This is a genomic window from Enterobacter cloacae complex sp. AR_0002, assembly GCF_001922365.1.
GTDB classification, from domain to species: Bacteria; Pseudomonadota; Gammaproteobacteria; order Enterobacterales; family Enterobacteriaceae; genus Enterobacter; species Enterobacter hormaechei_C.
In genome coordinates this window covers 764,777-781,975 of record NZ_CP018814.1, presented here as the reverse complement: position 1 = coordinate 781,975, position 17,199 = coordinate 764,777, and the positions used below count along the sequence as shown (strand labels likewise).

The window sequence follows — 17,199 nt, the reverse complement described above, 5'->3', positions numbered from 1 at the left end:
AAACAGGGAGTTAGTATGGTCAGCGCGCTGTATGCGGTGTTAGGTGCATTACTGCTGATTAAGTTTTCATTTGATGTTGTGCGCCTGAGAATGCAGTACCGCGTCTCGTACGGTGACGGGGGCTTTTCTGAGCTGCAAAGCGCAATCCGGATCCACGGCAACGCCGTCGAGTACATTCCCGCCGCGTTAATTTTACTGCTGTTAATGGAGATGGATGGCGCTGAAACCTGGATGGTGCACGTCTGCGGGCTGCTGCTGATAGCAGGGCGTTTGATGCATTATTATGGTTTTCACCACCGCCTGATCCGCTGGCGTCGTTCCGGCATGAGCGCGACCTGGTGCTCGCTTTTGCTGATGGTGCTGGCTAACCTTTGGTATATGCCGTGGGAGTTGGTTTTCTCCTTCCATTAGCGCACAATATGCCCCTTTATTTTTCCCGGATTTTTACGTTATGTCAGATCGCGACACGCTTTTTTCCGCGCCTATCGCCAGCCTGGGCGACTGGACCTTTGATGAACGGGTAGCCGAAGTCTTCCCGGATATGATCCAGCGCTCTGTTCCCGGTTATTCCAATATTATCTCCATGATCGGCATGCTGGCGGAGCGTTTTGTTCAACCCGGCACGCAGGTCTATGACCTGGGCTGTTCGCTGGGAGCGGCAACGCTGTCCATTCGTCGTAACGTTCATCACGAAGGCTGCAAGATTGTGGCTGTCGATAACTCACCGGCCATGGTCGAACGCTGCCGTCGCCACATTGACGCGTATAAAGCCCCTACGCCTGTGGAGGTGGTAGAAGGCGATATCCGCGATATCGACATCCAGAACGCCTCGATGGTGGTCCTGAACTTTACCCTTCAGTTCCTGGTGCCGGACGATCGTCAGCGGTTGCTGGATAAAATTTATCAAGGCCTGAACCCGGGCGGCGCGCTGGTGTTATCTGAGAAATTCAGCTTTGAAGATGCCAGCGTGGGCGAACTGCTGTTCAACATGCACCATGATTTCAAGCGTGCAAATGGCTACAGCGAGCTGGAGATCAGCCAGAAGCGCAGCATGCTTGAAAACGTCATGCTGACGGATTCCGTAGAAACCCACAAAGCGCGCCTGCGCAAAGCCGGATTTGAACACAGCGAACTGTGGTTCCAGTGCTTTAACTTTGGTTCTCTGGTGGCGCTGAAAGCCGGAGACGCAGCATGATCGAGTTCGGTAATTTCTATCAGCTGATTGCCAAAAACCATCTTTCCCACTGGCTGGAAACCCTGCCTGCGCAAATTGCCACCTGGCAGCGCGATCAGCAGCATGGTCTGTTGAAGCAGTGGTCCAACGCCGTGGAGTTTCTGCCTGAACTGACGCCTCATCGTCTGGATTTACTGCACAGCGTGACGGCGGAGAGCGAAGAGCCGCTCCCGGCCGGGCAGATCAACCGCATCGAAACGCTGATGCGCAACCTGATGCCGTGGCGCAAAGGGCCGTTTTCACTTTACGGCGTAAACATCAACACCGAGTGGCGCTCTGACTGGAAGTGGGATCGCGTTCTGCCGCATTTATCCGACCTGACCGGGCGCACCATTCTGGACGTGGGCTGCGGTAGCGGCTATCACATGTGGCGCATGATCGGCGCAGGCGCGCATCTGGTCGTCGGTATCGATCCGATGCAGCTGTTCCTGTGCCAGTTTGAAGCGGTGCGTAAGCTGTTGGGTAACGACCAGCGTGCGCACCTGTTGCCGCTGGGTATCGAGCAACTCCCTGCCCTGAAAGCCTTTGATACCGTTTTCTCGATGGGCGTGCTGTACCACCGTCGTTCCCCGCTGGAGCATCTCTGGCAATTGAAAGATCAGCTGGTCAGCGGCGGCGAACTGGTGCTCGAAACGTTGGTTATCGAAGGCGATGAACATGCCGTTCTGGTGCCGGGCGATCGCTATGCGCAGATGCGCAACGTTTACTTCATCCCTTCCGCGCTGGCGCTGAAGAACTGGCTGGAGAAATGTGGGTTTGTCGATGTACGCATCGCCGATGTGTGCGTGACGTCGATTGAAGAACAGCGTCGCACCGACTGGATGATCACCGAATCGCTGGAGCAATTCCTCGACCCGGACGATCACAGTAAAACCATCGAAGGCTATCCGGCCCCGATGCGTGCGGTATTGATTGCGACGAAGCCGTAGTTTGTGCCGGGTGGCGGCTGCGCCTTACCCGGCCTACGCGTCGCACGTTTTCTCCAAAATAGTTCAAGTTGCAGCAAGGCGGCAACGCAGCGAATCCCCGGGAGCTTACATCAGTAAGTGACCGGGGTGAGCGAGGCGGCCAACGCGGCTGCGGCTTGAAATATGAAGGAGAAAAAAAGGCCCCTGTGTAATTTGCAGGGGCCTGGTACAAGCAAGCATCATATTGGGCGACATGATGCGCGGTAAAAACCGGTACGTTGCTACACGTGATGACGTTCAATCAACGATTTCATTACCGCAACCGACTCTCCATCCACACCGTAGCGCGAGTACTCATCCGCTTCAGCATCCGTCGACATTGACAACCCTGTATTGCGATAACGCATGGGTGAAGGTATCCATTTACCCGCTGAGCTGTGCAGCTCTTCCACCCCTGCGTTTAAAAACAGTTCCAGATTGCTGGCGCGTACTCCTGCGCCCGCCATGATTATTGGAACACCGGAATGTGCTTTTAGTTCCGTAATTAATTTCAGTCCTTTTTCAGCCGAGGACTGCTGGCCCGACGTCAGAACGCGCGCCACGCCCAGTTCTGCCAGCGTATCAAAGGCTTGTATCGGATCTTGACACATATCGAACGCACGATGAAAAGTGACCGCCATCCCCCGGGCGGCGCGCATGACCTGACGCATACGCGGAAGATCGATGTTGCCGTCTTCGTCCAGTACACCGATCACCAGCCCCGGAAAACCTAAATCACGGACGAGGGCGATATCCTCAAGCATGGCACTGAACTCACCCGCCGTATAACAAAAATCACCGCCGCGCGGGCGAATAATCGGGTGCACCGGAATAGTGATGGCCTGACGGGCTGATTTCAGCACGCCAGAGGACGGGGTTAATCCTCCTTCTTTCGGTGCCGCGCAAAGCTCGATGCGATCGGCCCCGTGCCGTTGCGCAGTGACGGCACACTCCACGCTGTAACAACAAATTTCCAGCAGCGCCATGTCATCCTCCTTAAATTTCACTCAACGTATCATCGTGGCACGTTGCCCGATTGGTGTCTGGATCGACGCTCACAATGCTTACGCTTCGCTGGCGACGATCTGCTCGATAGTCCAGGGATGGAATTTCACCGTCACGTTGCCGTCCGTTACGGCAAGCGTAGGGTTCGGTAAGCGTTCGCGCTCCCCTTTTGGCGAGCTGGTTTTGACGAAAATACCCGGCTGGCTTAACCCCTCGTCGGAAAGCAGCGTCAGCGCACGGGCGTTCAGCGTCTCGGGCTCCCCAGGCAGAACAATTTCGATATGCTCCCAGCCTTCGTGCGGATAACGCTTCTCTCCTGGCCAGGGCAGTTCCACAACGGTGAATTGCCAGTGCGCCACCGTTACCGGCGCATGAAGTTTGAACAGGCAGATCGGGCGACCGTTAATGATATTCTCCGACAGCAGTTCTCCGCACTGTTCAAAGCCACGCCGCCAGCGTTCGGCGGTGGCATTCTGGTGGCAGCGCAAAGAGATGTGATCGGCCTCAAGCGGCGCGATATCCAGCCCGAGACGGGTGGCAAGTTCTGTGAACGCCTGGGTGAAGCGCGGTAAATCTGCGGAAATATCATGCAGTTCGTCAATGGTGTGCCAGTTCGCCATAGGTCAGTCTCGTTTCGTGTAGCAAAGCCGCTAATTTACTCTGTTGCCCCCTGTCGACCAACCGCAGAATCACGGTTTTTTCGACTGCATGATTATGCATACCGTCTTCGCCTGGATTCTGAGCGATCTTCGCCCCCCGCAGGGCTGACGCCCGAAGGCATTTGCAGTATACTCCCGCCCTAAATTCTTAAACTGGCGTGGGTGTTTTTTACCCGCATCAAAAACGTAAGGTATCCAGGTGAATATTCAGGCTCTTCTCTCAGAAAAAGTCAGTCAGGCACTGATTGCCGCAGGTGCGCCTGCGGATTGCGAACCACAGGTTCGTCAGTCAGCGAAAGTACAGTTTGGCGACTATCAGGCTAATGGCGTGATGGCAGTGGCTAAAAAACTGGGCATGCCGCCGCGACAGCTCGCTGAGCAGGTACTGACGCATCTGGATCTCACCGGCATCGCCAGCAAAACCGAAATCGCCGGTCCAGGCTTTATCAACATTTTCCTTGAGCCTGCATTCCTGGCAAGCCACGTTGACGCGGCGCTGAAATCTGACCGTCTGGGCGTGGCTCAGCCAGAAGCGCAGACCGTGGTGGTTGACTACTCCGCGCCAAACGTGGCGAAAGAGATGCACGTCGGTCACCTGCGCTCCACCATCATCGGTGACGCGGCAGTGCGTACCCTGGAGTTCCTTGGTCACAAGGTGATCCGCGCTAACCACGTAGGCGACTGGGGCACGCAGTTCGGCATGCTGATCGCGTATCTGGAAAAACAGCAGCAGGAAAACGCAGGCGAAATGGCGCTGGCAGACCTGGAAGGTTTCTACCGTGAAGCCAAAAAGCACTATGACGAAGACGAAGCCTTCGCCGAGCGCGCGCGCAGCTACGTGGTGAAACTTCAAGGTGGCGACCCGTACTTCCTCGAGATGTGGCGCAAGCTGGTGGACATTACCATGTCCCAGAACCAGCTTACCTATAATCGTCTGAACGTGACCCTGACCCGTGACGACGTGATGGGTGAAAGCCTGTATAACCCGATGCTGCCAGGCATTGTGGCGGACCTGAAAGCTAAAAATCTGGCGGTGGAAAGCGAAGGCGCAACGGTGGTGTTCCTTGATGAGTATAAAAACAAGGAAGGCGAACCGATGGGCGTGATCGTCCAGAAAAAGGATGGCGGCTATCTTTACACCACCACCGACATCGCCTGTGCGAAATACCGTTACGAAACCCTGCATGCGGACCGCGTGCTGTATTACATCGACTCCCGTCAGCATCAGCATCTGATGCAGGCGTGGACTATCGTGCGTAAAGCGGGTTATGTGCCGGATTCCGTGCCGCTGGAACATCACATGTTCGGCATGATGCTGGGTAAAGACGGTAAGCCGTTCAAAACCCGTGCGGGCGGCACCGTGAAGCTTTCCGATCTGCTGGATGAAGCGCTGGAACGCGCGCGTCGCCTGGTGGCCGAGAAGAACCCGGACATGCCTGCTGACGAGCTGGAGAAACTTGCTAACGCGGTGGGAATTGGCGCGGTGAAATACGCGGATCTCTCCAAGAACCGTACCACCGACTATATCTTCGACTGGGACAACATGCTGGCGTTTGAAGGCAACACGGCGCCATACATGCAGTACGCTTATACCCGCGTACTCTCCGTCTTCCGTAAAGCCAATATCGACGAAAGCGTGCTGGCGAATGCTACGGTGTCTATTACCGAAGACCGTGAAGCACAGCTGGCTGCCCGCCTGCTTCAGTTCGAAGAGACGCTCTCCGTGGTCGCGCGTGACGGTACGCCGCACGTTATGTGTGCTTACCTGTACGATCTGGCCGGTCTGTTCTCTGGCTTCTACGAACACTGCCCTATCCTCTCTGCCGAGAGCGAAGCGGTGCGCCACAGCCGCCTGAAGCTCGCGCAGCTGACGGCGAAGACCCTGAAGCTCGGTCTGGATACTCTGGGTATCGAAACCGTAGAGCGTATGTAAAAAATAAACCCGGCAAGCGCCGGGTTTTTTATTATCAGAAATACTTCCGCAAATACTCCGTCAGGCACAGTATCGCCATCGCCTGCCCGTACGGCATCGACGTGAGCGGTATCTGGCGGTAAAACGCCAGATCGCTTCCCATCCCGGTCCCGAACGAGGTTTGCAGCAGCTCCCCTTCCGGCGAGATGTTTTTCACGATACCGCGAATCGCTTTCTCCGCCACCTCTGCGTACTCTGCGCCGACATAACGCTTGCGCACGGCTTTCAGAATGCCGTAGGCAAACCCTGCCGTGGCCGACGCCTCCAGATAAGATTCAGGATCGTCCAGCAGCGTATGCCACAAGCCACTCTCGTCCTGAAATTTTGCCAGTGCGGCGATCTGCGCGTTCAGTACCTGCACCAGATAGCGACGAACGGCGTTGTTTTCCGGCAGATCCACCAGCTCGAGGAAATCCGGGATCACGATGGTCAGCCAGCTGTTGCCGCGCGCCCAGCGGGCCCGGGCAAAGTTGTGATTGCCGTCGTAATTCCAGCCGTGGAACCACAGCCCCGTCTCCCGATCCATCAGGTTCTGTACGTGGAGCAGGAACTGATAGATCGCCTCCTCGACGTACTCCGGCTTGTTCAGCAGCTTGCCGATTTTCGCCAGCGGCAGCACCGTCATCATCAGCGTGTCATCCCACATTTGCTGATGGTTCTCTTCCGCCAGGGTGATGTGCTGCATGCCACCATGTTCGGTGCGCGGCATATCATTCATCGCCCATTCCGCCCAGCTTTCCAGCCACGGCAGCCAGGCCGGGTTTTTGGTCTCTTCGTAGCGATACGCCAGCGTCAGGAACGGCGACATGGTATTCACGTTTTTGGTGGTTGCGCCTTCAGCGAAACGGTCAGTAAACCAGCTGTCGATAACCTCGCGCATGCCTTCGTCACCGGTCTGGCAGTAATACTGCCAGATACCGTATAAACCGACGCCGTGGGTCCATTCCCATCCGGCCCAGCCTTTGGTGTCGATCACGCGCCCGTCGTCCAGCCGCAGCAAAAACTCACCCGTTTTGTCGTGGATATTGACCAGGTTATGCGTCACCTTTTGAATCAGCGATTTCAGCTCATCCCTGGCGATAAAGCGCTCAGGCTGACGCAGTAACGGGCTATGTTTGACAGGCCAAACTTTCATCATCTTAACCTCTGTTGTATGTCGAATTCAGTACCGCGCGATCCTTCAGCGAAGGGGCCGCCGGCTTATTGCGATTCAGATAACCGATATTGTTGTTGCCCCACAGGGATTCATACGGCATACCGGCCAGCATCTCCACGGTGGCGCGGGCCTGCGGGGTCACCGCCTCTGGCATCGCATGGCCGGACTCGCGCATTTTCGCGGTCTCTTCACGCAGGGTGCTGTGGGTCTGCAAATTGAGTTTGAAGCGCAGGGAGACCAGGAAGCCGCAGAACAGTACCAGAATGGTGCCGACGCTCAGGATCATCAGGATAGTGTGGCTCACTTCCGCAGGCTGCACTTTTTGCCCGCTGACAAAGCCCGACATCTGCATCACGATCCCCACCAGCATCACCGCACCGGCCTGAGACGCTTTACGGGTCAGCGTCATGATGCCCGCGAAGATCCCTTCGCGACGCTGACCGGTGATCACTTCGTCCACGTCCGCAATGTAGGTGTAGGTATTCCACGGTACGTAGTTGATCCCCCCGCGACCAAGACCGGCAACCGCAGAGATCAGCAGCAGCAGAGCGTAAACGTCGCTCAGGCCCGCGTAATAAAGTACCGCGTAAGAGAGCGAAGCCAGACCAAACAGCACGACCACCATGCGGTAAGACGGCGCAGGTCCGAAGCGAATGCACAGCGGGATCATGCCGATCACGGCGAGGAACTGGAAGATGGCCATCGTGCCCAGCAGGTTGGACGCCATTGACGCCTCCTGCATCAGCACAAATACCACGTAATAGGTAAACACGGCATTAAAGACGTCCTGTGCGATGTAGCCGCCAAGGTACATCCCCAGATGCTGGCGGAAAATCTTGATACGCAGCGTCGAACTTAATTCAACAAAAAGGCGATTCAGGCTCTGCCCAAGGGTCAGCTTTTTCTTCTCTTCTTCGGCACGCAGGGCCGCTTCAGACCACTCTTCCCGCGGGCGCTCCCAGGTAAAGAACCAGACGAACGTAAGCATCAGTGCGCAGAGTACGGAGAAGACCAGGCTTGCATAGAAGAAGGAGATCGCGTTGTCTTTGCCGAAATGCGTGAGCAGGATCCCCGGGAGGAAGGAAGCCAGAATAGCGGACATCTGCGCCATAGAGATACGCGCCCCGGAGAATTTGGTTTTCTGTTTGAAATCGTCCGTCATCTCCGGCACCAGCGTTTCGTATGGCACCAGGATCATGGTGTAGACGATATCAAAGATCAGATAGGTCAGCAGGTAGTACCAGAAACTCATGTCCCCTACCCACATCAGCGAGTAGCTGAAAACGCAGGGAATACCGAGCAGGATGAAGAACTTACGACGGCCAAAACGCTTGCCCAGCCAGGTGGTGCCAAAGTTATCGGTTAAAAAGCCCATTAACGGGCTGACAACCGCATCCAGCACCCTTGCGGCGGCGAAGATAAAGGTTGCTTCAATCGGTGTGAGTCCACAGAAGGTGGTATAAAAATACAAAAGCCAGGCGGCCGTCAGGGCGGTGGTTCCCGCCCCGAGGAAGTCCCCTGACCCGTAAGCAAGATAATTTGCGAGTCCAATTTTACGTGTTTTCATTGCCGTCAACCCTAATCAGTTTTGGGAGACTCCCTGTAAGCAAACCTCGTCCGGGAGTTTTTACACGGCTACAGTAAAAGTATCGACCTGTTGATACCTTTCTGTTTCTGCCATCACAAAGGGGTGAATGGCAAAAATGCAAAGAGTGTCAATACGCGTGTCACTGATTTATAAAACAGCGTTTCTTTTGTATCAAAAGGGAAGGTCAATTTTGCGAGCCAGCCTTCAGAAATGCCTGAAGACTGGTGAAAAGGCAGGCAGTTAGCGGTAGTTGACGAGCACCTCGTTGCGCTGAACTTTCAGCGCCGGGATCAGACGTCCACCGCCTGGCACTTCCCAGATAAAGCGTAAAGGCTCCTGAGCAGACACCCCGTTGAAGGCCTGGGTGGTGCCACTTTGTCCCTCGATTTCCGCGCAGCGGGTCAGCGAGCACAGACGCACCCGCAACCCGGCTGGTGTGGGTCCCGTCAGGGTGTAATTCCAGGCCACCAGCGTCATCTGCCCGGACACGGGCTCAGAGGCGGACAACGGACGGGAGGAGATCGACTCCCCGCGATGGTTGAGCGTTAAGCCTATACTGCTGGCCTGCCATGCCCCCTCGCCTGCGGCCTGCGCCGCCAGCGGGAAAAGTAAGATCCACAGCCACTTCCGCATTATTTCCCTCCTATGGTCGCCGTCATGCGAATATTGCGGTTATCGGACAGCTCCATATTCGACAGCACCACCAGCTGGTTCAGGCTCCGGCGCAGGAAGCGCGACAGCAGCGGACGCAGCGCATGATTCACCAGCAGCACCGGCGGCGCGCCCAGCATCTCCTGACGCGCCAGCGCCTCCTGGGTTTGCGCCAGTAATCTGTCCGCCAGACCCGGCTCCAGCCCGCCACCGCCCTGCAACGCCTGAAGCAGCAGCCGTTCCAGCGGCGTATCCAGGCCAATGACCTGCACTTCGCCGGTTCCCGGGAACCATTGCTGGGTAATGGCGCGTCCGAGCGCCACGCGTACCACCGCCGTCAGTTCGTGCGGATCGCTTTGCAGCGGCGCATGTTCGGCCAGCGTCTCAAGGATGGTACGCATATCGCGAATGGGCACCTTCTCGTCGAGCAGGTTTTGCAGCACTTTATGCAGGGTGGTTAAGGTCAGCACGCCCGGCACTAAATCTTCGGTCAGTTTCGGCATCTCCTGCGTTACGCGGTCGAGCAGCTGCTGCGCCTCCTGACGACCAAACAGTTCCGCAGAGAACTGGCCAATCAGATGGTTGAGGTGCGTCGCCACCACGGTACTGGCCTCAACAACCGTGTAACCCTGGATCTGCGCCTGCTCTTTCAGAGCGCTCTCAATCCAGATTGCCGCCAGACCAAAGGCCGGGTCGGTCGTCTGCTCACCCGGCAACGTGCCTGCGGCCGTGCCCGGGTTAATTGCCAGCCAGCGGCCGGGGTACGCATCACCGCTGCCGATTTCTACCCCTTTCATCAGGATGCGATAGCGCGCGGGCGGGAGATCCATGTTGTCCCGGATGTGGACCACCGGCGGCAGGAAGCCCATATCCTGGGCGAATTTTTTACGAATGCTGCGGATACGGCCAAGCAGTTCACCATCCTGCTGGAAATCCACCATCGGGATCAGGCGGTACCCCACTTCCATCCCCAGCGAATCTTCGAGCTGAACGTCGTTCCAGGTGGCCTCCACCGCCTGGGTGTTCTCAGGCATTTTGACCGGCGCTGGCTCTGCCTTAGGCTGCGTTTCACGGCCACGCATCCACCAGGCAAGGCCCAGCAGCGCGGCAGTAAACAGCAGGAATACCAGGTTTGGCATGCCAGGCACCATACCGAGCAGGCCCAGTACCGCCGCGGAGAGCAGCATAACGCGCGGGTTGCTGAACAACTGCCCCACCATCTGCTCGCCTACATCCTGATCGGTGCTGACGCGGGTCACAATCACACCCGCCGCGGTGGAGATCACCAGCGCCGGGATCTGCGCCACCAGACCATCACCAATGGTCAGCAGCGTATAGCTTTCCGCTGCGTGGCCCATGTCCATGCCGTGTTGCAGCACGCCGACAAGCAGGCCGCCGACGACGTTAATCACCATGATCAGAATGCCCGCGATGGCGTCACCGCGCACAAACTTACTCGCACCGTCCATGGAGCCGTAGAAATCTGCCTCCTGGGTCACTTCGGCACGGCGTTTTTTTGCTTCATCTTCCGCGATCAGCCCGGCATTCAGGTCGGCGTCGATGGCCATCTGCTTACCCGGCATCCCGTCGAGCACGAAGCGCGCGCCTACTTCTGCGATACGCCCCGCACCTTTAGTGATAACCATGAAGTTGATAATCACCAGAATGACGAACACCACGATACCGATGGCGAAGTTGCCGCCCACCAGGAAGTGACCGAAGGCTTCGACCACCTTGCCCGCCGCCGCCGCGCCGGTGTGCCCTTCCATCAAGATGATACGCGTGGAGGCAACGTTCAGCGCCAGACGCAGCAGCGTGGTGAACAGCAGGATCGTTGGAAACGCGGCGAACTCCAGCGTGCGCTGGGTGAACATCGCCACCAGCAACACCATGATGGACAACGCAATGTTGAAGGTGAAAAGCAGGTCGAGAATAAATGCCGGTAACGGCAGCACCATCATCGACAGAATTAGCAGGATCAGAATCGGTCCGGCAAGGATCTGCCATTGCGTCGATTTCAGGTTGCCGGGCAGGCGCAACATTGCCACCAGATTAGCCATCAGTGTCCTTCTCGTTCAAAAAATCCAGTGCTTCAGGCACCGGAAGGTTCTCAGGTTTTACAGGTCGTTGACCGCCGGCTAAACGCCAGCGTTTCAGTTGCCACACCCAGGCCAGCACCTCTGCGACAGCGGCGTAGAGCTGGCCCGGGATCTGTTGTCCAATTTCCGCGTGGCGATACAGCGCACGGGCCAGCGGCGGTGCTTCCAGGATCGGTACGCGGTTTTCCGTCGCGATTTCACGAATGCGCAGCGCAATCAGCCCGGCCCCTTTCGCCACCACTTTCGGCGCGCTCATTTTGTTTTCGTCGTACTGAAGCGCCACGGAGTAGTGGGTCGGGTTGGTGACGATGACGTCGGCTTTCGGCACATCTTCCATCATGCGCCGACGCGCGGCGGCACGCTGCATCTGCCGGATACGGCCCTTAACGTGGGGGTCGCCTTCCATCTGTTTATATTCATCGCGGATGTCCTGACGCGACATTCGCAGCTTTTTGATATGGGAATAGATCTGGAAGATAACGTCGAACGCCACCATCGGAATAATGCTGAGTACCACCAGCAGCGAGCATAACCCGACCAGGTTCAGGGCATTTTTCATCGCCGTCATCGGGGACTCGCTGATCAGGCGCATCATCTCCGGCCAGTGGTGCCACAGAAAAAACCCGGCTGTACTGCCCATAAGAAGCGATTTCAGGATCGCTTTAAGAAGCTCAGCCCCGGTTTGCGCGGAGAACATTTTCGCAATACCGGGTAGCGGGTTGAGCTTGGAGAATTTCGGTTGCAGCGATTTACCGCTGAACACCAGGCCACCGAGCATGACCGGCGAAACAAGGGCCACGATGACCACGCCCGCGATCAGCGGCAGCAAGGCGATCATCGCGCTTTTCACAAGGTTGATGATTTGAATGAGGATCAGATTGGGGTCATTGACCATGCTGTGATCAAAACGTAAGCCAGCAGAGAGCATTCCCGCCAGTCTGCGGGCGAGCATCTCCCCGCCCCACCAGATTATGCAGACGCCCACCACCAGGATCAGCAGGGATGTCAGCTCTCGGGATCGGGGGATCTGCCCATCCTCACGGGCTTTTTCAAGTCGGTGGGGTGTGGGGGCTTCTGTTTTGTCGTCGTTCTCTTCTGCCACTGTGCCTGCTCGCAGCCCATTAATTCACGGGTATCATGCCAGCGCAGAGAAAATCCAATGGCGGGAAAAGCCCGTTTATTCGGGCTCTTTTCGCTGTTTTTGTTCTGAGCTGCCTCAGGCCGCGTTAACGACCTGAGGCAGAACGGGCAATCAGAAACCAAGGCTATCCAGCAGATCGTCCACCTGGTCCTGGCTTGCCACCACGCCCGCTTTGCTGGTGTCAAGCTGTGGACCATTGAGCAGGCTTTCGTTCTCGCGTTTCGGACGGGCAGCCGGTTCCGGAATGTTCTCCAGCAGCACCATCAGCAGCTGACGTTCAATCTCCTGAATCACATCCATCATGCGCTTGATCACCTGGCCGGTAAGGTCCTGGAAATCCTGCGCCATCATGATGTCCAGCAGCTGGGCGTTAGTGAAGCTGGTGTGGCCCGGCACGTCACCCAGGTACTGACGGGTATCCGTTACCAGTTCGCGGGCATCCGCCAGCTCAATAGGGTTCTCAAACCACTCATCCCAGCGTTTGCTCAGCGCTTTCGCACCCTTCTCCATGGCATCCTGGTGCGGCTGCGAGGCTTCAACGCTGTTCAACGCACGCTCGGCCGCCTGCGCGGTCATCTGCACGACGTAGTCCAGACGGTCGCGCGCGTCAGGGATGGCTTCCGCCGCTTCGGCGATCGCCTGGTCCAGCCCCAGCTCACGCAGGCTGTCGCGCAGCATGCGGGTCAGGCTACCAATGCGGGCAATAATGTCGCTCGGAGAATGTTCTTCAACGGGTTTCATAGCAGGTTGCAACATATCCATCACCTCACATGCCGAGTTTCTCGAAGATCTTCCCGAGCTTCTCTTCCAGAGTCGCCGCGGTGAATGGCTTCACCACGTAGCCGCTTGCGCCCGCCTGTGCAGCGGCAATAATGTTCTCTTTCTTCGCTTCTGCGGTCACCATCAGTACCGGCAGAGAGGCCATACCTGCATCCGCGCGGATGGTTTTCAGCAGTTCGAGACCGTCCATGTTCGGCATGTTCCAGTCGGAAATCACAAAACCAAACCCGCCAGCCTGGAGCTTGTTCAGCGCATCCACCCCGTCTTCTGCTTCTTCAACATTGTTGAAGCCCAGCTCTTTCAGCAGGTTGCGCACAATGCGACGCATGGTGGAAAAGTCATCCACAACCAAAAACTTAAGCTCTTTATCCGCCATAAAATAATACTCCTGAGTCAAATACGTATTGCCTGTCCGGCACTGATTTTCGCCAGCATCTGCTGGCTTACCTGGCTAAGATCGACCACTTCGCTTACGCCACCCATATTGATGGCCTCGCGCGGCATGCCGAACACCACACAACTTGCTTCATTCTGCGCAATCGTCCAGGCGCCAGCCTGGTGCATCGCAAGCATTCCGGCGGCGCCGTCGTTACCCATCCCCGTCAGGATCACCCCAACGGCGTTGCGCCCCGCATGTTTCGCCACCGAATGAAACAGCACATCCACCGACGGACGGTGCCGGTTAACCGGCGGCCCGTCATGAATTTTGATTTGATAGTTCGCCCCGCTGCGCGCCAGCTCCATGTGCTTGTCACCCGGGGCGATATAGGCGTGACCCGGCAGCACGCGCTCGCCGTCTTCCGCCTCTTTCACGCTGATCTGGCACAGCTTATTCAGGCGCTCCGCGAACGAGCGGGTAAAGCCCGGCGGCATATGTTGCGTAATCAGAATACCCGGGCTTGAGAGCGGCAATGGCTGGAGTACATGGCGAATTGCCTCTGTTCCTCCGGTTGACGCGCCAATCACCAGCAACTTTTCCGAGCTGAGTAACGGCCCCGCCTTCAGGGTTGCCGGGGCTGCCGTCGGTTTATGCGCGGCAAGCTTCGCCCGGGACGCGGTGCGGATCTTCTCGGCGATCATCTCGCTGTACGCCAGCATCCCCTCGCGAATGCCGAGCTGCGGCTTGGTGACAAAATCCACCGCCCCCAGCTCCAGCGCGCGCAGGGTGATTTCTGAACCCTTACCGGTCAGAGATGACACCATCACCACCGGCATCGGGCGCAGGCGCATTAATTTTTCCAGGAAATCGATGCCATCCATGCGCGGCATTTCAACATCCAGCGTCAGCACGTCGGGGTTATATTTTTTGATTAAATCCCGCGCGACCAGCGGATCGGGCGCTGTCGCCACCATCTCCATATCGCTGTGGCTATTGATGATTTCGGTCATGATCTGACGCATCAGCGCCGAATCATCGACAGACAATACCCTGATTTTACTCATGCTTTTTCCTTACTCAGCGCATATACCGTTTGCCCACGCAGGCTAAACTCACGCACGAGGTTGCTGAAGTTTTCCGAGTGCCCGGCAAACAGTAAACCGTCAGGCTTGAGGAACGGAACAAAGCGACGCAAAATGTCCTGTTGCGTCGTTTTATCAAAATAGATCATCACGTTACGGCAAAAAATGGCGTCGAATGGCCCCGGCACGTTGTACTGCTTATCCAGTAAATTAACGGGGGCAAATTCCACGCAGTTCGCCAGCTCCTGGCGTACGCGCACCAGTCCTTCATGCGGGCCGGTACCGCGCATGAAGTAACGCTGTAGCTGCTGGGGAGACAGCGTTTTCAGCTCATCCTGGCGATAAACGCCGTTACGGGCTTTTTCCAGCACTTCCGTGTCGATGTCGCTGGCGTACACTTTCCAGCGACCCGGCGCCATGCCCAGGGTGTCCGCCAGGGTGATGGCCAGCGAGTACGGCTCTTCCCCGGTAGAGGCCGCCGCGCTCCAGACGCGATACTCTCCGCTACGGCGACGGGCGTGTTCCGCCAGCACCGGGAAGTGATGCGCCTCGCGGAAAAACGCGGTCAGGTTGGTGGTTAATGAGTTGATAAATGCCTGCCATTCGGCGCTGTTCTGGTTCGCTTCGAGCATGCTCAGATAGCGGCCAAAATCGTCCAGCCCCAGCGTGCGCAAGCGCCGCACCAGCCGGTTGTAGACCATGTCTCGCTTATGGTCCGCAAGCACGATCCCCGCACGCTGGTAGATTAACTGACATATCCGACGAAAATGCGCGTCGGACAGCGCGAGGCGCTGTGTCATCTGCAACAATAATGACGTTTGCCCTGAGGGCATGGGTGATGTCATAGCGCCTTCTCAATCACATTCAGGATACAACGGGCACGGCCTGTGACCGTCCGACTTCTGTTACTGCTTCAACGTGCTCTTTCACATTAAATACGGCGACTAACCCGGTAAGGTGATCCGCCTGGTTTGCCAGCTGATCGGTCGCAGCCGCCGCCTCTTCCACCAGTGAGGCGTTCTGCTGTGTAACCTGATCCATCTGTGTAACGGCCTGCGCCACCTGCTCAATACCACGGCGTTGTTCATCAGACGCCGAGGCAATCTCGCCCATAATGTCGTTAACCCGCGTCACGGAGGTGACTATCTCGTGCATGGTCTGCGCGGCGGTATCCACCAGCGCGGAGCCCTGCTGTACGCGGGAGACCGACTCTTCTATCAGCCCTTTGATCTCTTTCGCCGCATTGGCGCTGCGGCTGGCCAGGTTACGCACTTCACCGGCAACCACCGCGAACCCGCGCCCCTGCTCGCCGGCACGCGCCGCTTCCACCGCCGCGTTCAGCGCCAGAATATTGGTCTGGAACGCGATACCGTCGATAACGCTGATAATGTCGCCAATTTTCTGCGAGCTGGCGGCAATCTCCTGCATCGTGCTGGCGACGTGAGAAGCCTGATCGCCCCCACGTTTCGCCGTCATCGCGGCCTGTTTTGACAAGTCGGACGCCTGACGCGCGTTATCGGCGTTCTGGCTTACCGTCGCGGTCAGTTGCTCCATGCTGGCCGCCGTCTGCGCCAGCGATGCCGCCTGCTGTTCAGTACGGGAAGAGAGGTCGTTATTGCCTGCCGCAATCTCGGAGATCCCGGTATGCATGGCGTAACTGCCCTGGCGAACGTTGCTTACCGTTTCCCGCAGCGAACTCTGCATCGCCTTCAGGCTGGCGAAAATCGCTGATATTTCATTCCTGCCATACACGGCCACCGGACGCGCCAGGTCGCCCTTCGCAATACTGTCGAAGTGACTGCTGACGATGGCCAGCGGCTGGACGATCATTTTGCGCGACCACCACAGCGAGCCGCCGGTCAGCAGGGCCGCCAGGATTACCATAGTCAGGAATATCACCCCTGACATGCGGTAACTGGTACGGCTGTCCGCACCGGCACGCGCCACAAACTGGTTAATATCCTGCTGCCATGCGTTAAAGCTGTCGTCAAACGCCGCCTGAGACGCCTGCACCGGCGCGGTCAGGAAGTCAGAAAGCTGGTTGTTCTCCAGCCACGTCGCCTGATGGTCGAGATCGCCGTACCACACATCAAAGGTCTTTTTCATGGCGACTTTGAGCGCTTTCTCTTTCTCACTGACCGCCTCCTGCGCCGTAAAAGCCTTAAACTGCGCGTCGGCCTGCTTCAGGCTGCTGCGGGCCACAACCATCAGCCCCTTAATATCCTCCGGCGGATAGCTCAGCGCGGTTAACGTCCCTGCTTTGTTCAGCGCAGTGCTTGCCTGCAACAGCACGGCACGCGTTTGTGCCAGTGCGGAGCGCTGCTGATTACTCGTCTCAACTTCCTGCAAATTCTGATAGCCATCGCGAAACGCCCAGAAAGACAACCCGTTACTGCCAACCTGCAAAACCCCACACAGGATCAGAATCAAAAACAGTGTGGTCGAGATACGAATACGATTTAACATCCACGCTCCCATCAAGCGGCAAGCAGCCGCGGTTTAATTG

Annotated in this window: 16 protein-coding genes; 4 read left to right on the top strand and 12 right to left on the bottom strand. The window is 57.2% G+C overall.

Annotated features, from left to right (window positions below; translation table 11 throughout):
* Positions 1–15: 15 nt before the first annotated feature.
* From AM329_RS03840 to cmoB, 3 genes are read left to right on the top strand one after another with little or no spacing between them, the layout of a single operon-like run.
* On the top strand, positions 16–411 hold the full coding sequence (locus AM329_RS03840) for an MAPEG family protein (protein ID WP_032609523.1): 396 nt from the start codon (positions 16–18) through the stop codon (positions 409–411).
* A gap of 40 nt (positions 412–451) precedes the next feature.
* Positions 452–1,195 carry a carboxy-S-adenosyl-L-methionine synthase CmoA gene (cmoA, locus tag AM329_RS03835; protein WP_003859735.1) on the top strand — a complete coding sequence of 248 codons (744 nt, stop codon included), beginning with the start codon at positions 452–454 and terminating at the stop codon, positions 1,193–1,195.
* A complete protein-coding gene (gene cmoB, locus AM329_RS03830) occupies positions 1,192–2,163 on the top strand; it encodes a tRNA 5-methoxyuridine(34)/uridine 5-oxyacetic acid(34) synthase CmoB (protein WP_003859733.1) in 972 nt (323 codons plus the stop codon). Before cmoA ends, cmoB begins: the two co-directional genes overlap by 4 nt.
* Before the next feature lie 260 nt (positions 2,164–2,423).
* Here cmoB and cutC read toward each other — a convergent pair whose 3' ends face one another.
* Both cutC and AM329_RS03820 read right to left on the bottom strand, forming a co-directional pair.
* On the bottom strand, positions 2,424–3,167 hold the full coding sequence (gene cutC, locus AM329_RS03825; protein WP_023324878.1) for a copper homeostasis protein CutC: 744 nt from the start codon (positions 3,165–3,167) through the stop codon (positions 2,424–2,426).
* Between the two features lie 78 nt (positions 3,168–3,245).
* A complete protein-coding gene (locus AM329_RS03820) occupies positions 3,246–3,806 on the bottom strand; it encodes a VOC family protein (protein ID WP_032609525.1) in 561 nt (186 codons plus the stop codon).
* Positions 3,807–4,044: 238 nt separating this feature from the next.
* Between AM329_RS03820 and argS the strand changes: the two genes are divergently transcribed.
* Entirely contained in the window at positions 4,045–5,778 is a 1,734-nt protein-coding gene (gene argS, locus AM329_RS03815; protein ID WP_032609527.1) for an arginine--tRNA ligase, read from the top strand.
* 34 nt (positions 5,779–5,812) lie between these two features.
* On the opposite strand, the gene AM329_RS03810 is transcribed toward argS, so the two are convergent.
* The 10 genes from AM329_RS03810 to tap all read right to left on the bottom strand — a co-directional run bounded on the left by AM329_RS03810 (position 5,813) and on the right by tap (position 17,159).
* The gene (locus tag AM329_RS03810; RefSeq protein ID WP_032610247.1) at positions 5,813–6,952 is read right to left on the bottom strand and encodes a glycoside hydrolase family 105 protein; all 1,140 of its coding nucleotides are present in this window, start codon (positions 6,950–6,952) and stop codon (positions 5,813–5,815) included.
* A 4-nt stretch (positions 6,953–6,956) separates the two neighbouring features.
* Positions 6,957–8,540, bottom strand: a complete 1,584-nt coding sequence (locus tag AM329_RS03805; protein ID WP_003859727.1) for an MFS transporter — start codon at positions 8,538–8,540, stop codon at positions 6,957–6,959.
* Positions 8,541–8,801: 261 nt separating this feature from the next.
* A complete protein-coding gene (locus AM329_RS03800) occupies positions 8,802–9,194 on the bottom strand; it encodes a flagellar protein FlhE (protein WP_003859725.1) in 393 nt (130 codons plus the stop codon).
* Positions 9,194–11,272 carry a flagellar biosynthesis protein FlhA gene (gene flhA, locus AM329_RS03795; RefSeq protein WP_003859723.1) on the bottom strand — a complete coding sequence of 693 codons (2,079 nt, stop codon included), beginning with the start codon at positions 11,270–11,272 and terminating at the stop codon, positions 9,194–9,196. Before flhA ends, AM329_RS03800 begins: the two co-directional genes overlap by 1 nt.
* Positions 11,265–12,413, bottom strand: coding sequence for a flagellar biosynthesis protein FlhB (gene flhB, locus AM329_RS03790; RefSeq protein ID WP_003859720.1), 1,149 nt, complete (start codon positions 12,411–12,413; stop codon positions 11,265–11,267). The genes flhA and flhB overlap by 8 nt, the downstream gene beginning before the upstream one ends.
* A gap of 150 nt (positions 12,414–12,563) precedes the next feature.
* A complete protein-coding gene (gene cheZ, locus AM329_RS03785; RefSeq protein ID WP_003859718.1) occupies positions 12,564–13,208 on the bottom strand; it encodes a protein phosphatase CheZ in 645 nt (214 codons plus the stop codon).
* 10 nt (positions 13,209–13,218) lie between these two features.
* Positions 13,219–13,608, bottom strand: coding sequence for a chemotaxis response regulator CheY (cheY, locus tag AM329_RS03780; protein ID WP_000763862.1), 390 nt, complete (start codon positions 13,606–13,608; stop codon positions 13,219–13,221).
* Positions 13,609–13,625: 17 nt separating this feature from the next.
* Positions 13,626–14,675 carry a chemotaxis response regulator protein-glutamate methylesterase gene (locus AM329_RS03775; RefSeq protein ID WP_003859716.1) on the bottom strand — a complete coding sequence of 350 codons (1,050 nt, stop codon included), beginning with the start codon at positions 14,673–14,675 and terminating at the stop codon, positions 13,626–13,628.
* Entirely contained in the window at positions 14,672–15,538 is an 867-nt protein-coding gene (cheR, locus tag AM329_RS03770; protein WP_032609530.1) for a protein-glutamate O-methyltransferase CheR, read from the bottom strand. Before cheR ends, AM329_RS03775 begins: the two co-directional genes overlap by 4 nt.
* Positions 15,539–15,557: 19 nt before the next feature.
* On the bottom strand, positions 15,558–17,159 hold the full coding sequence (gene tap / locus AM329_RS03765) for a methyl-accepting chemotaxis protein IV (RefSeq protein WP_032609532.1): 1,602 nt from the start codon (positions 17,157–17,159) through the stop codon (positions 15,558–15,560).
* Positions 17,160–17,199: the final 40 nt, after the last annotated feature.

What these genes read in the sequence shown, in the direction of transcription:
- AM329_RS03840 (WP_032609523.1), top strand. Translation starts at nt 16, where the DNA reads ATGGTCAGCGCGCTGTATGCGGTGTTAGGTGCATTACTGCTGATTAAG.
- cmoA (WP_003859735.1), top strand. Translation starts at nt 452, where the DNA reads ATGTCAGATCGCGACACGCTTTTTTCCGCGCCTATCGCCAGCCTGGGC.
- cmoB (WP_003859733.1), top strand. Translation starts at nt 1,192, where the DNA reads ATGATCGAGTTCGGTAATTTCTATCAGCTGATTGCCAAAAACCATCTT.
- cutC (WP_023324878.1), bottom strand. Translation starts at nt 3,167, where the DNA reads ATGGCGCTGCTGGAAATTTGTTGTTACAGCGTGGAGTGTGCCGTCACT.
- AM329_RS03820 (WP_032609525.1), bottom strand. Translation starts at nt 3,806, where the DNA reads ATGGCGAACTGGCACACCATTGACGAACTGCATGATATTTCCGCAGAT.
- AM329_RS03810 (WP_032610247.1), bottom strand. Translation starts at nt 6,952, where the DNA reads ATGAAAGTTTGGCCTGTCAAACATAGCCCGTTACTGCGTCAGCCTGAG.
- AM329_RS03805 (WP_003859727.1), bottom strand. Translation starts at nt 8,540, where the DNA reads ATGAAAACACGTAAAATTGGACTCGCAAATTATCTTGCTTACGGGTCA.
- AM329_RS03800 (WP_003859725.1), bottom strand. Translation starts at nt 9,194, where the DNA reads ATGCGGAAGTGGCTGTGGATCTTACTTTTCCCGCTGGCGGCGCAGGCC.
- flhA (WP_003859723.1), bottom strand. Translation starts at nt 11,272, where the DNA reads ATGGCTAATCTGGTGGCAATGTTGCGCCTGCCCGGCAACCTGAAATCG.
- cheZ (WP_003859718.1), bottom strand. Translation starts at nt 13,208, where the DNA reads ATGTTGCAACCTGCTATGAAACCCGTTGAAGAACATTCTCCGAGCGAC.
- cheY (WP_000763862.1), bottom strand. Translation starts at nt 13,608, where the DNA reads ATGGCGGATAAAGAGCTTAAGTTTTTGGTTGTGGATGACTTTTCCACC.
- AM329_RS03775 (WP_003859716.1), bottom strand. Translation starts at nt 14,675, where the DNA reads ATGAGTAAAATCAGGGTATTGTCTGTCGATGATTCGGCGCTGATGCGT.
- cheR (WP_032609530.1), bottom strand. Translation starts at nt 15,538, where the DNA reads ATGACATCACCCATGCCCTCAGGGCAAACGTCATTATTGTTGCAGATG.
- tap (WP_032609532.1), bottom strand. Translation starts at nt 17,159, where the DNA reads ATGTTAAATCGTATTCGTATCTCGACCACACTGTTTTTGATTCTGATC.